The sequence below is a fragment of the Bradyrhizobium sp. Pha-3 genome, assembly GCF_042258615.1.
Classification (GTDB): Bacteria; Pseudomonadota; Alphaproteobacteria; order Rhizobiales; family Xanthobacteraceae; genus Bradyrhizobium.
The window spans coordinates 262,141-275,764 of the sequence record NZ_CP170152.1 but is presented as its reverse complement, the minus strand read 5'-3'; the positions used below and the strand labels follow the sequence as shown (position 1 = coordinate 275,764).

At 64.0% G+C, this 13,624-nt stretch carries 12 protein-coding genes; 7 read left to right on the top strand and 5 right to left on the bottom strand.

Annotation, left to right across the window (positions count from 1 at the left end; translation table 11 throughout):
* The first annotated feature begins 111 nt into the window (after nucleotides 1–111).
* Nucleotides 112–666: an ActR/PrrA/RegA family redox response regulator transcription factor gene (locus ACE10Z_RS01270; protein ID WP_016845514.1), complete on the top strand. Its 555-nt coding sequence runs from the start codon at nucleotides 112–114 to the stop codon at nucleotides 664–666.
* Between the two features lie 272 nt (nucleotides 667–938).
* On the opposite strand, the gene ACE10Z_RS01265 is transcribed toward ACE10Z_RS01270, so the two are convergent.
* Nucleotides 939–1,421 (bottom strand): MmcB family DNA repair protein, encoded by a 483-nt coding sequence (locus tag ACE10Z_RS01265; protein ID WP_106321421.1) that lies wholly within the window; start codon nucleotides 1,419–1,421, stop codon nucleotides 939–941.
* 129 nt (nucleotides 1,422–1,550) lie between these two features.
* Between ACE10Z_RS01265 and ACE10Z_RS01260 the strand changes: the two genes are divergently transcribed.
* Nucleotides 1,551–3,242, top strand: a complete 1,692-nt coding sequence (locus ACE10Z_RS01260; RefSeq protein WP_375786332.1) for an alpha-amylase family protein — start codon at nucleotides 1,551–1,553, stop codon at nucleotides 3,240–3,242.
* Here the strand turns inward: ACE10Z_RS01260 and ACE10Z_RS01255 are convergent.
* Nucleotides 3,239–4,846, bottom strand: coding sequence for an alpha-amylase family glycosyl hydrolase (locus tag ACE10Z_RS01255; protein ID WP_375786331.1), 1,608 nt, complete (start codon nucleotides 4,844–4,846; stop codon nucleotides 3,239–3,241). The two genes, ACE10Z_RS01260 and ACE10Z_RS01255, sit on opposite strands and share 4 nt — an antisense overlap.
* 193 nt (nucleotides 4,847–5,039) lie before the next feature.
* The gene (locus tag ACE10Z_RS01250; protein WP_092120381.1) at nucleotides 5,040–5,852 is read right to left on the bottom strand and encodes an RMD1 family protein; all 813 of its coding nucleotides are present in this window, start codon (nucleotides 5,850–5,852) and stop codon (nucleotides 5,040–5,042) included.
* Nucleotides 5,853–6,027: 175 nt separating this feature from the next.
* Between ACE10Z_RS01250 and ACE10Z_RS01245 the strand changes: the two genes are divergently transcribed.
* A complete protein-coding gene (locus tag ACE10Z_RS01245) occupies nucleotides 6,028–6,696 on the top strand; it encodes an MBL fold metallo-hydrolase (RefSeq protein WP_375786330.1) in 669 nt (222 codons plus the stop codon).
* A gap of 114 nt (nucleotides 6,697–6,810) precedes the next feature.
* Here ACE10Z_RS01245 and ACE10Z_RS01240 read toward each other — a convergent pair whose 3' ends face one another.
* Together ACE10Z_RS01240 and ACE10Z_RS01235 are read right to left on the bottom strand one after the other, a co-directional pair.
* Nucleotides 6,811–7,992 carry a PHB depolymerase family esterase gene (locus ACE10Z_RS01240; RefSeq protein WP_375786329.1) on the bottom strand — a complete coding sequence of 394 codons (1,182 nt, stop codon included), beginning with the start codon at nucleotides 7,990–7,992 and terminating at the stop codon, nucleotides 6,811–6,813.
* 219 nt (nucleotides 7,993–8,211) lie between these two features.
* A complete protein-coding gene (locus ACE10Z_RS01235; protein ID WP_375786328.1) occupies nucleotides 8,212–9,618 on the bottom strand; it encodes an MFS transporter in 1,407 nt (468 codons plus the stop codon).
* 269 nt (nucleotides 9,619–9,887) lie between these two features.
* Between ACE10Z_RS01235 and ACE10Z_RS01230 the strand changes: the two genes are divergently transcribed.
* From ACE10Z_RS01230 to ACE10Z_RS01215, 4 genes are all read left to right on the top strand, one after another.
* Nucleotides 9,888–11,129, top strand: coding sequence for an LLM class flavin-dependent oxidoreductase (locus tag ACE10Z_RS01230; protein ID WP_176534773.1), 1,242 nt, complete (start codon nucleotides 9,888–9,890; stop codon nucleotides 11,127–11,129).
* A gap of 296 nt (nucleotides 11,130–11,425) precedes the next feature.
* Nucleotides 11,426–11,875, top strand: coding sequence for an ester cyclase (locus tag ACE10Z_RS01225; protein ID WP_375786327.1), 450 nt, complete (start codon nucleotides 11,426–11,428; stop codon nucleotides 11,873–11,875).
* Nucleotides 11,876–12,113: 238 nt separating this feature from the next.
* Entirely contained in the window at nucleotides 12,114–13,220 is a 1,107-nt protein-coding gene (gene ada / locus ACE10Z_RS01220; protein ID WP_375786326.1) for a bifunctional DNA-binding transcriptional regulator/O6-methylguanine-DNA methyltransferase Ada, read from the top strand.
* A gap of 2 nt (nucleotides 13,221–13,222) precedes the next feature.
* A complete protein-coding gene (locus tag ACE10Z_RS01215; RefSeq protein WP_375786325.1) occupies nucleotides 13,223–13,468 on the top strand; it encodes a hypothetical protein in 246 nt (81 codons plus the stop codon).
* Nucleotides 13,469–13,624: the final 156 nt, after the last annotated feature.

The following is a 13,624-nucleotide window of genomic DNA, read 5'->3' as shown; positions in this document are numbered from 1 at the left end:
GGCATACCGGATGCAGCACTCTCTCTGGAATGGCACGCGACTTTCGGCTGCCTTGGCAGCGCCGCAGTAGGACCCCATATATTAGGTGTCTGCCACAGGGAAAAATGGATCGTGAACGCCATCACTGAACTGAATGACCATGCCGACCGCTCGCTCCTCATCGTCGAGGACGACAAGCCGTTCCTGGAACGCCTGTCGCGCGCGATGGAGACGCGCGGTTTCGCGGTGAAGTCATGCGACACGGTGTCTGATGGCCTCGCCGAGATCGGCCGCGCCGCGCCGGCTTTCGCGGTCGTCGACCTCCGCCTTGGCGACGGTAACGGCCTCGACGTCGTCTCGGCGTTGAAGCGCAAGCGCCCCGAAGCGCGCGCGATCGTGCTGACCGGCTACGGCAACATCGCCACCGCCGTCACCGCGGTGAAGATGGGCGCCGTCGACTATCTCTCGAAACCCGCCGACGCCGATGACGTCGTCGCTGCGTTGCTCGCGACCGGCACCGAAAAATCCGAGTTGCCGGCCAATCCGATGTCGGCGGACCGTGTGCGCTGGGAACACATCCAGCGCATCTACGAGATGTGCAACCGCAACGTCTCGGAGACCGCGCGCCGTCTCAACATGCACCGCCGAACCTTGCAGCGCATCCTCGCCAAACGCGCACCGCGCTAAGCGGCTTTGATATTGTTTTGCGATGGCCGGGCTTTGTCCCGGCCATTTGCTTTTTGTGGTTTCGTCGGATGGGTAGCGCGAAGCGAAACCCATCAACCTCGCGCCACGAAAAAGGGCGATGGGTTTCGCTTCGCTCTACCCATCCTACAGCGCTATCACCGTCACCCTGAGGAGCGCGCTCTTGCGCGCGTCTCGAAGGGTCGACGGCCACGAGGTGGGCCGCGCATCCTTCGAGACGCGCTACGCGCTCCTCAGGATGACGGATTACTTGTCTAAAACTCGTGCCCCTGCGGATCGACCAGGCGATTGATCCGCTGCGCTGCGGCCATCGCAAAGCGCACCGTCATCGCCTTGCGGGTTGCTGCCGGCAGGCGGTGCTCCGGCGCCTCGCAATGCAGATGCGCGCCATAGGCGTCGGCGATAATCAGGCCGGTGTCTGCGGGGAAGATCTCGCACGGCAGATCCTGCGTGAAGGCGAAGAACAGCCGGTCGCAATGCATCCGGTAGTCCTGCCATTTCTGGTCCGCGCGCAGATCCTCGATCGATGACTTGATCTCGACGATCCAGATCTCGCCGCGCTCGTTCAGCGCGACCAAATCGGCCCGCCGGCCGGACGGCAGCGGCAATTCGCTGATGCAGGAAAATCCCAGCGATCTCAGAAGCCGCGCCGTGCCGCGCGCGATCGCAAGCGCGGTCTCCGACTGGCGTCGATCGGGCGCGGGCACAAGCGCGATCTGGCGGGCGGGCGATTCCATCGCTCAAGGATAGCCGATTCCGCGAGGCGCGATCCGGAAAAGTGAAGCGGCGCTCCGGGCAGGAACCCGCCGCCGCCTCGCCGCTTATCCCACGACCGCCACCATGGGCGGACCGATGAGGGCTGCCCGGTGATCGACGACCTCTGGTACAAGAACGGCGTGATCTACTGCCTGTCCGTCGGCACCTACATGGATGCCAACGGCGACGGCATCGGCGATTTCAGCGGCCTGCTGCGGCGCCTGGATTATCTGCACGGGCTCGGCATCACTGCGATCTGGCTGATGCCGTTTCAGCCTTCACCCTGCAGGGACGACGGCTACGACATTTCGGACTATTACGGCGTCGATCCGCGCTACGGCACGCTGGGCGATTTCGTCGAATTCACCCATGGCTGCCGGCAACGCGGCATCCGCGTGATCATCGATCTCGTCGTCAATCACACGTCGGACCAGCACGCCTGGTTCAAATCCGCACGTAGCTCGAAGGACTCGCCCTTTCGCGACTGGTATGTCTGGTCAGACAAGAAGCCCGCCAATGCCAACACGGGCATGGTGTTTCCCGGGGTCCAGAAATCGACCTGGACGCGCGACAAGCAGGCAGGCGCCTGGTACTTTCATCGCTTTTACGATTTCCAGCCGGACCTCAACACGTCGAACCCGCACGTACAGGCCGAGATCCTCAAGATCATGGGGTTCTGGATCCAGCTCGGCGTCTCGGGATTCCGCATGGACGCCGTGCCCTTCGTGATCGCAACCAAGGGCGCCTCCGTGCGCAAGCCGGTCGAACAATACGACATGCTGCGATCGTTCCGCGAATTCCTGCAATGGCGCCAAGGCAACGCGATCATCCTCGCCGAAGCCAATGTCTTGCCCGAGACGGACATGGAGTATTTCGGGCGCGATGGCGACCGCATGCAGATGATGTTCAACTTCCACGTCAATCAGCATCTGTTCTACGCGCTGGCGTCAGCGGATTCGAAGCCATTGGCGAAAGCATTGACGGCGACCAGGCCACGGCCTCCGACCGCGCAATGGGGCCTGTTCCTGCGCAATCACGATGAACTCGACCTCGGCCGCCTCACCAAGGCGCAGCGCGAGGCGGTGTTCAAGGCGTTCGGTCCCGACAAGAGCATGCAGCTCTACGACCGCGGTATCCGCAGGCGCCTCGCGCCCATGCTGGGCGGCGATCGACGGCGCCTGGAGCTCGCTTACAGTCTGATGTGCACGCTTCCCGGCACACCCGTGATCCGCTACGGCGACGAACTCGGCATGGGTGACAATCTCGATTTGCCCGAACGCGCTTGCGCGCGCACCCCGATGCAATGGTCGACCGAGCCGCACGGCGGCTTTACCGAAAGCGATCGGCCATGCGTGCCCGTGATCGACGAAGGTCCCTACGGCTATGAGCACGTCAACGCCGCCAAGCAGCGGCGCGACCCCAACTCGATGTTGAACTGGACCGAGCGCATCATCCGCATGCGCAAGGAAGTCCCCGAGGTCGGCTGGGGTGACTTCAAGATCATCGCAACCCGAAACCCTGCCGTCCTGATCATTCGTTACGACTGGCGCAACAACTCGGTGCTGTTCGTGCACAATTTCGCAGAAAAGCCACTCGAGATTTCGTTCGATGCCGGGCTACCCGACGACGCCGGCAAGCTCCTGGTCAACCTCCTGACCGAGGATCACAGCCGCGCCGACGATGGCGGCCGTCACAAGCTTCTGATCGAGGCCTACGGCTATCGCTGGTACCGGGTCGGCGGGCTCGACTATCTGCTCAAGCGCAGCGATATCGATACCAACGAGCCCCGCAAGCACCGTTAGTCACCCTGATGCGGTCCGAGGATCACGCCTTCATTGCCGCGCAGGTCGAGCACGCCCTCGACCTTCTCGCCCTGCCGGTCCATGAAGGTCGACAGCAGAACCTCGTTGCTGAAGCCGATCGCGCTGGAGGAGACCGATGCGGCGGCCGCGCCGAAATTCAGCGCGATCACGGCGACGCCCTCCACGCTGCGCCGCCGGTAGAGCAGGACATCGCCGTGCGCCGCGACCGGCTCGTAGCTGCCATGGACGAGCTGCGGCAGCTTTCGCCGCAGCGCGATCAGCGCCTTGTAGAAGTTGAGGATCGACGCCGGCTCGACCTCGAGGCTCGCGACATTGTCGCTTGCAAAATCCTGCGCGAGCGGCAGCCACGGCCTTGTGGTCGAGAAGCCGGCATAGCGCTCGGCGCTCCATTGCATCGGGGTGCGGCAGCCGTCGCGGCCGACGCCGATGCCGGGCACGTTCTTCTCGAAGGGATCGCGCACCTCGCTAGGGGTAATCGCAACCTGGTGCATGCCGATCTCGTCGCCGTAGTACAGCGTCGGGGTGCCGCGCAGCGTCAGCAGCAGCATTGCTGCGACCGGCGCCTGCGCGGGCCCCACCCGGCTCGCCACCCGCGGCCGGTCGTGATTGCCGAGCACCCAGTTCGGCCAGGCGCCCGGCGGCAGCGCCTTTTCATAATCGGCAATGATCTGCTCGACCGCGCGCGCGCTCCACAAGGTCGACAGCAGCGCGAAATTGAACGGCATCTGCGCGCCGCGCAGATCGTTGCCGTAATAAGCGACCAGCCGGTGCAACGGCAGATAGATTTCGCCGATCAGCACGCGATTGTCGAACTCCTCGGTGACGCGGCGCATCTCGGTGATGACCGCATGGACTTCGAGCTGATCGGTCGAATATTGCGTCAGCACCTTCTCGTGCGGCGGTCGGCCCTCGCGATAATGCGGGTTCGGCGGATTGTCGCGGAATTCGGCATCCTTGATCAGGTGCCAGATCACGTCGACGCGAAAGCCGTCGACGCCCTTGCGCAGCCAGAAGCGCATCACGTCATAGATCGCGTCCCGGACCTCGCGATTGCGCCAGTTCAGATCAGGCTGCTGCGCGAGGAAGGCGTGATAGTAATATTGGCCGGAGGCCTCGTCATACGTCCAGGCGCTGCCGCCGAACTCGGACAGCCAGTTGTTGGGTGGACCGCCATCCGGCGCCGGATCGCGCCAGATGTACCAGTCGCGTTTCGGGTTTTCGCGCGAGCTCTTCGCCTCGACGAACCACGGATGCTGATCCGATGTGTGGTTCGGCACCAGATCGAGGATCAGCCTGAGGCCGGAATCGTGCGCAGTCGCGACCAACTCTTCGAAATCCTCCATCGTCCCGAACAGCGGGTCGATGCCGGTGTAGTCGGAGATGTCGTAACCGAAATCGGCCATCGGCGACGGGAAGATCGGCGACAGCCAGATCGCGTCGACGCCAAGCCGCGTCAGATAAGGCAGCCGCGCGATGATCCCCCTGAGATCGCCGACGCCGTCGCCATCGCTATCCCCGAACGAGCGCGGATAGACCTGATAGAAGATGCCGCGCCGCCACCAGTCCCTGCCGTCCTGATCCATCCCGTCCCCCCAAGCTCGCAGCCCGGCCGCTCCGCGCCCCGGGGCGGCCTGTTGTTTTAGGGATGACGCACAATTCGGGACGGAAAGATGGCGCCGGAGCCCGGATGGAGCGGAGCGCAATCCGGGAACGGTCCAATCGCTCGGCGAGAACCCCGGATTTCGCTGGGCTCCATCCGGGCTACGGCATTGCGCATCAGTGCCGGGCGATTGCGAGCTGATAGATGGTGATCAGCACCTCGAACAGGATCAGGAAGACGATGATCAGCTCCAGCCGCAGCGAGCGGCTGGTGTCGATGATATCGGTCAGCACCTGCGCGGTCTCGGCCACGACCGCGAGCTTGCGGTTCAGCGATTCCGCGCGCTCCTTCAGTTCGTACTCGTCCTCGAGCCGGGCATAGAGCCGCTCGAGATGCGGCTTGTCCCAGAGGATGTCGGGCTTCTCCGACACTTCGACCGGTCCGGCCACGCGATGCCGCACCAGCAGCGCGTTGCCGATGTGCTTGAGGATCGCGACGCGGCCGCCTCGGACCTGGCCGCCCTTGGCGAGCTCGCGCGCCAACGGCTCGGTCGTGTCGAAGACCGCCCTGACTTCGCGCTCGTGCCGCGCCAGCACCACGCTCTTGGCCAGCGCTTCGCCGACCAGGATCAGCCGCTCCGGCGACAGGCTCTGCAGATAGATCGGGCCGCCCGGCGGAATCTGGTCTTCCCTGTCAGCCGCAAGCTCGATGATCGCGATCTCCTCCTCGCGCCGCGTGAACAGACCGGTCATGCGCGATTGCAGGCTGCGCAGGAATTCATCCTCCTCCAGCGCATTGAGACCGATCAGGACGACGACGCCGTAGCGGAACAGGATCGCCACGCCATTGTCGTTGACGCGAAACGCCAGCGGCGTCGTGGCCAGCACGTCGCCGCGCTCGAGGCCGGACGTGTTGATGCGGTCCGCGACGAAGAAGGCGCGGGCGGTGGTCCGGGGTCCGCCGAGCGGTGAATTGGGGGCCTGGGTCATGAAGTTCCGGACTGCGAGGACTTAACGCGTGATTGAGGGCAACCGTTTACCGGCCTGCTCACGAACATGTTCTGCTGGAGGTGACCTTATCACGGTCCGTTTTGGGATCACACGCCGGGGCCGACGCATTTCCCGCGCGTGTTGACGGCATTTCCCGGTAGCCTATGGTGCCCCCATGAACGACACAACCGACACCAAACCGAAGGCCGGCGCGATCATCGTGCCGGTGACGCTGTTTGAGCAGAACTGCACCATCATCTGGCACGAGCCGACCAAGAAGGCCGTGGTGATCGACCCCGGCGGGGACGTGCCGAAGATCCAGGCCGCGATCAAGCAGACCGGCGTGACGGTCGAGAAGATCTGGCTGACCCACGGCCATATCGATCATGTCGGCGGCGCCGCCGAACTGCGCGATGCGTTGCAGGTCAAGATCGAGGGCCCGCATATCGCGGACAAATATCTGCTCGACAATGTGGTCTCGAGCGGCGAGCGCTTCGGCATGACCGGGGTGCGCAATTTCGGGCCGGACCGCTGGCTCGACGAGGGCGATCAGGTCTCGATCGGCGACCTCACCTTCGATATCCTGCACTGCCCCGGCCATTCGCCGGGCAGCGTGGTGTTCTTCAACAAGGAGCTGCGCTTCGCCCATGTCGGCGACGTGCTGTTCGCCGGCTCGGTCGGACGCACCGATCTGCCCGGCGGCAGCCACCCGACGCTGATCCAGTCGATCAAGGAGAAGCTGCTGCCGCTCGGCGACGATGTCGGCTTCATCTGCGGCCACGGCGCCGGATCGAGCATCGGCCAGGAGCGGATGACAAACCCGTTCCTGACCGGCGAGATGTAGAGCGTTTTCGAGCGAAGTGGAAACCGGTTCGCGTGAAGAAAACGCGTCAAAACAAGAACTAGAGGTTCGGTTCTGATTCAATCAGAACCGAACCTCTAGCTACTTCATCAGCCGTTACTTCATCAGGCCTGCGGCGGTGAGCGCCCGCGTGATGACGCCGCCGACGTCGACAGCCTTGCTCCGGCGCTTGCGCGGCCGGTCGCTCTTGCGGCCGGATGCGGGCTCAGCCTCCGGCTCGGCCGCAGGTACCGGGATCGTCATCGAGATCGTGTCGGCGCGCTCGCGCGGAATTCCGGTCGGCGCGATATGCGGCTGACGGACCTTGTCGGTCAGGCCGAAGAAGCTCGCGATGTGATACGACGAGGAGATCCCGGCCTCGATCAGGAACGCGCCCTCCACGCCATAGCGCTCGTCATTGTCGGCAAGCCCGAGCGGCGTGCCGTGCGCCATGTCGGTGATGGAGTAGGATTCGACCAACGTTTCGCCATCGGCGTTCCACCAGACCTCGCGCGGATGGCCGTCGACATCCGACTTCGACATCGCCGCAAGCGGCAGGCCGTGCACGTCGAGCCACTGCCGGACGATCGCATCGGCATTGCCGGGATGCACGGTGCGGTCGGCGCTGCCATGCCACACCGAGATCTTCGGCCATGCATCGCCATGCGTCGAGGCGTTGCGGACGAGACCGCCGAGCTCGGGCGCCGACAGCGCGCTTCCATGCAGCATCGCATGCAGCGCTTCGCGCAGATCGCCGGCGACGCCAAACGGCAGGCCGGCGACGATGGCGCCGCCCGCGAACACATCCGGATAGGTCGCGAGCATGACCGAGGCCATCGCGCCGCCGGCGGACAGTCCCGTCACGAAGACACGGCGCGGATCGATCTTGTGCGCACCGGCGAGGTGTCCAATCATTTGCCTGATCGAAGCGGCCTCGCCCTGCCCGCGCGCGATGTCCTGCGGATTGAACCAGTTGAAGCAGGTGTTGCCGTTATTGGCCGCCTGCTGTTCAGGCATCAACAGCGCGAAGCCGTATTGGCTCGCCAACGTCGACCAGCCGGCGCCGAGATCATAGGACGCGGCGGTCTGGCCGCAGCCATGCAGCACCACGACGAGCGCGGGCGACCGCGCAAGCTGCGCGGGCACGAACGAGTACATCTTCAGATCGCCGGGGTTGACGCCGAATTCGGTCGTCTCGACGAGCGGCGTCGGCACGGCCGGCGCAAGCGCGCCGAGACCGCTGAACGCGTTCATCTTGGGCAGATGACGCAAAAATTCGACGTTGTTGACCAGGGACAACAGCAACTCCTGAGGTGATTTATTCTTCTGTGTCACCCGATCAGATAATTGCTGCACTGCAAAATGAAAAGGCCGTGTGCTGTCTTTCCCTGCGGAAATAATAGAATCGGCGTTAATGCGTGATCGCGCCGAAGCGCGACGAGGATCGGTCGAAATAGTAGCCCTAGCACCTTGTTTGAGCGTGAACTTTTGAAAGAAGTGCGCCACGCCTCTCCGGATTCACGCTGTGGCGCGTCGCATCCATGACAGAAATGCGGCTGAAATGGTGATCGACAGCACAAACAATGCGCATGCCGAATACAACGCCAGATGCGCGGACGTCGCACTCTCGACGGCGAAAAACACCGCGCCGATCGCAGCAACGCCGGCCGCGTTGCCGATCTGCGTCGTCGTGCCATACATGCCGGAGCCGGCTCCGGCGCTTGCGGGCTTCACGCTCGACAGCACCGCGCTCGACAGCGGCGCCATCACCAGACCCTGACCGTAGCCGAAGATGACAAGCACCAGTGCGAGCAAGAGCGCCGACGGCGATGCGATCGCCTGAACCGTCGCCACCAGCACACCGAGTCCGACGATCTGCACGGCGCAGCCCTCGATCAGCACCAGAGTGCCGCGATGCCTCGCGCGCAGGCCGCTGTGCCGCGAGGCGATCACGAAGGTCAGCGCCAGCGGCACGAACACCAGCCCGGCCTGCAATGGCGGGATCCGCAAGCCCTTCTGCATGAACATGGTCATGACCAGGTAGAAGGACAGGTTCGCAAAGAAGAAGAAAAACACCGCGACCAGGCCGCGCATGAAGGCGCGATCGGACAGCAGCGACAGGTCGATCAGCGGCATGCCGCCGCGGCGGGCGACGCTGCGCTCGAGCCGCACGAAGGCCACGATGATCGCGACGCCCACCGCCATCACCAGCCAGACCCACGCCGTCCAATCGAGATCGTGACCGAACAGCAGCGGGCCGATCAGGCACAGCAGACCTGCAAACAGCACGACCGCGCCGGGAAGATCGAGCCGCGTGCCGGCGCGGCGCGGCACCGTCGGCATGATCTTCAGCGCGGCTGCGATGATGATGACGCCGAACGGCACGTTGACGAAGAACACCGCGCGCCAGCCGAGGCCGGCGAGATCGAGCGTCACCAGCACCCCGCCGAGCATGAAGCCGGCCGCGCCGGCGAGCCCCAGCACGATGCCGTAGATGCCGAACGCCCGTGCGCGTGCGGCATCGGAGAACAACAGATGCAGCGTCGCCAGCACCTGCGGCACCATCAGCGCCGCCGTCGCGCCTTGTGCCAGCCGTGCGACGATCAGCTCGGGTCCGGATTGCGCCAGACCGCACCACAGCGAGGTCACCGAGAAGCCCGCGACGCCGGCGATGAACACGTTCCTCGTGCCGTGGATATCGCCGAGCCGGCCGCCGGTGACCACCAGCGTGGCATAGGCGATCAGGTAGATCGCGATCACGGCCTCGATCTGCGCCGGCGTCGCGTGGAGCTCCGCCGCGATCGTCGGGATCGCGACGTTGACGATGAAGGCATCGACGCCGAACATGAATTGCGCTGACACCACGATCGCAAGCACCCACCAGCGGCGGGAGGTCTCCGCCCGCGTCGAAACGATCTGATGCATGCTCTGTCCCGCCCGAAATGAAGTTGCAGCGGACATCAGCAGATTCCGATCATTGCTTCGATTACCTGCGAGGTAAGCCTGGCATCACGGACGCTCGACCCGGCGCCAATTTGCGTTGATGCGCTGGGAAACATTCCGGAGGGCGGCAATCGCCGCCGATTTGCGCAACAACCATGCGGGCGCCGCGGCCTCGGAGCATTGCCTTGCCTCGGGCCAGCCCGTAGGTTGGCGGAAAGCCCCCGATAACAATCATCCGGAGAGAACGACCAATGGCGCGCCTCAAGTTCGGAGCCTTCCTCGCCCCGCATCACCCGATCGGCGAGCATCCGATGCTGCAATTCCGCCGCGACCTCGATTTCGTCGAACAGCTCGACGCGCTCGGTTACGACGAATTCTGGTGCGGCGAGCACCATTCCTCGGGCTGGGAGACGATCGCCTCGCCGGAAATGTTCCTGGCCGCAGCCGGCGAACGCACCAAGCGCATCAAGCTCGGCACCGGCGTGATCTCGCTGCCCTATCACCATCCCTTCAACGTCGCGCAGCGCATGGTGCAGCTCGACCACATGACCGGCGGCCGCGCCATCTTCGGCTCCGGCCCCGGCGCGCTCGCCTCCGACGCGCATACGCTCGGCATCGACCCGATGACCCAGCGCGATCGCCAGGACGAGGCGATCGCGGTGATCCGCCGCCTGTTCAACGGCGAGCGCGTCACCGCCAAGACCGACTGGTTCGAGATGCACGACGCCGCGTTGCAGATCCTGCCGCTGCAGGAGGACATGCCGTTCGTGGTGGCCTCGCAGATCTCGCCGTCGGGCATGACGCTCGCCGGCAAGTACGGCATCGGCATCATCTCGCTCGGCTCGATGTCGACCCAGGGCCTGATGGCGCTGCCGCAGCAGTGGCAATTCGCCGAAGACGCCGCCAAGAAGGCCGGCACCACGGTGAGCCGTTCCAACTGGCGCGTGCTGCTGTCCTGGCACATTGCCGAGACCCGCGAGCAGGCGCGGCGCGAGGCCGGCGCCGGGCTGCTGCGCTGGCACAACGAATATAACGTCGGCACCTTGATGCGGCCGGGCCTGACCGCGTTCGCCTCGCCGGATGAAGCCGTCGACAAGACCGCCTTCGTCGAAGGTGCTGCCTCCACCATCGGCACGCCGGATGATCTGATCAAGATGATCAAGAACCTGGTCGACGTCTCCGGCGGCGTCGGCTCGATCATCGGCTTTGCCCATGACTGGGCCAATCCCGAGAACACCCGCCGCAGCTGGGACATGGTGGCGCGCTATGTCGTGCCCGAGATCAACGGCTATATCGACGGCCTGCGCAAGTCGCGCCAGTTCGTGATCGACAACCGTGCAGTGTTCGAGCGCGCCGGACAGGCGGTGATGGCGAAGATCATGCAGAACGACAAGGCCGCCGCCGCGCTTCAGCATACCGGCACCGGCCGCGTCGCGATCCCGGCCGTGAATGCGCCGGACCTCGCAAAGGAAGCGGCGAAGCAGAAGGTGTGATTTGCGGTCCTCCTCCGGAGCAAGAAAGACCTACAGTTCGCACCACATCCACCGCCGTCGTCCCGGCGAAAGCCGGGACGACACTGAATTTTTTGCGCCAATTGTGAGGCATCCGCATTCTCGTGACGATCGGTCCGAGCTTTGCCTTTCCGCCCTTCCTCAAACAGCCATCGCAACAGAGCTGGAATTCCACGACAAGAACCGGAGTTTGGCCGATTGGAATCAGACGTAGACGCTCTCCCGGGTCGTTGGCGTCGCCAGTGATCTCTGACGAGTCTGATCAAGGAGCCATCCGAATGAGCAAGGAAGAAGATAACAAGGCGGTCGTCGGCCGCTGGTTCACCGAGTTTTGGGGCAAGTCCGTCAACCTCGGCGTGATCGACGAGATCGCCGCGCCCGACATGCTGCTGAAATATTCGCTGCACGAGCCCCGCCGCGGACGCGACGACATCAGGGCGTTCATGACCGATTTCCGGGCTGCATTCCCCGATCTCAATTTTTGGGGAACGGCTGATCTGATCGCCGAGGGCGACTATGTCGTCGGTCAGTGGGAAGGCGGCGGCACCCACACGGGGCCCGCGTTCAAGGACTTCCTGATCGGCGGTCTGCCGGCCGAGACCGGACGCAAGATGCACTTCACCGGCACCACCGTGCTGAAGGTCGTCAACGGCAAGATCGTCGAGGAGATCGGCCTCGACGACGGTGTCACCGCGCTCACGCAACTCGGGTTACTGAAGGCTGCGTAATCGGCGAGGTCGAGCACCAAAGGCGAAGTCGAGCGAGGCCCGCGCCGGTTTGCGGGCCTCATTCGCCTGTGCAAGTCGGACAGTCTGTCCTCCCGCACGTGTATCGCCATGCCGATCTGCTGAGGCCGGAGTTGCCGGACCGAATTTGATTGGCCCGCCCGGATTTGAAAGCAAGGACCGGAGTTTGTCCTCTGAAAGCGGGTGGCAGCGTCGACCCTCCTGTGGCGTGATGCAATCGATGAACGTGAACCTCAAAAAGACCGGGAAATCGACGCCGCTCTCCGTCGCCACCGACCCGCGATGGACGCGGGTTCTTGCACGCGACAAGAGGGCAGATGGCGAATTCTGGTACTCGGTTGCGACGACCGGGGTCTACTGCCGGCCTTCGTGTCCCTCACGCACCGCGAATCCCAGGAATGTTCAGTTGCATGACACTCTGGAGAGCGCCAAGGCGACCGGCTTTCGGCCGTGCCTGCGCTGCAATCCGGACGGACTATCGATCGAGGCGGGAAATGCCGCACTTGTTGTCAAGGCATGCCGTCTTGTCGAACAGAGGGAAGAAGAGCCTTCGCTGGAAGAGTTGGCTGACGCGGTCTGCTTGAGTCCCGGCTACTTCCACCGCATGTTCAAAGCGGCGACCGGACTGACGCCCAAAGGATATGCCGCTGCCTACCGCGCCAGGAAGGTTCGCGAAAACCTCGTCTCGGGAAACAGTGTCACAGAAGCGATCTATGACGCCGGGTTCAATTCAAGCGGCCGCTTCTACGAAAAATCCACCGGCATGCTCGGCATGACGCCTTCGCAATACCGCGCAGGTGGCGCGAATGAGGAGATCAAGTTTGCGATCGGCCAGACTTTCCTGGGCGCCATTCTGGTCGCGTCGAGCACCAAGGGCGTTGCCGCGATCCTTCTGGGCGATGATGCGGAGACGCTGCTCCGCGATCTGCAGGACCGCTTCCCGAGCGCCCGCCTGATTGGCGCCGACCAGGACTACGAGGCTATCGTCGCGCGCGTTGTCGGCTTCGTGGAAGCGCCGGAACTCGGCCTCGATCTTCCGCTCGATGTTCGCGGCACCGCCTTCCAACAACGCGTCTGGCAGGCGCTCCAGGAAATTCCTGTCGGAGAAATCGTCACCTATGCCGAACTCGCGCAACGCATCGGGTCCTGCAAGTCCGTGCGCGCGGTCGCGGGCGCTTGCGCCGCAAACAAACTCGCTGTCGCCATTCCCTGCCACCGCGTGATCCGCACGGATGGTTCGGCCTCAGGTTACGCGTGGGGCGTCGAGCGAAAGCGCGCTCTGCTCGATCGGGAGGCCAGGGCTCGCCGGTACAAGGAATGTCCCTGACGATGGATCCTCGCTTCGCACCGAAGAAACCGCTCGATAAACAAGAGCGTGTCGAGGCGACGTTCGATGCGATTGCAGCCCCGATGCAGTCCGATCTCGCCAGGATCAAGGTGATGGCCCATCTCCGCAAGCTCGTCGCAGACGGGTTTGCCGAATGGCAAACGCTGGACAACGGGACCATCCGCCTGCGGCTCGCCACGGGCGAGACGTATCTCCTCGAACAGACCACGATCACGCGCATCGCGTGATCGGCGATACGGGTCCCTGATCTTCTTCAGCCAGGCGCCAATGCGCTTGGCTTATCTGCTTCGTCCGCGGCTTGAAACCTTTCTCGATTTGAAAGCAAGCATCGGAGTTTGGCGTCGCCAGCTTCCACATACGTTCGGTCACGAAGATAGATGAAG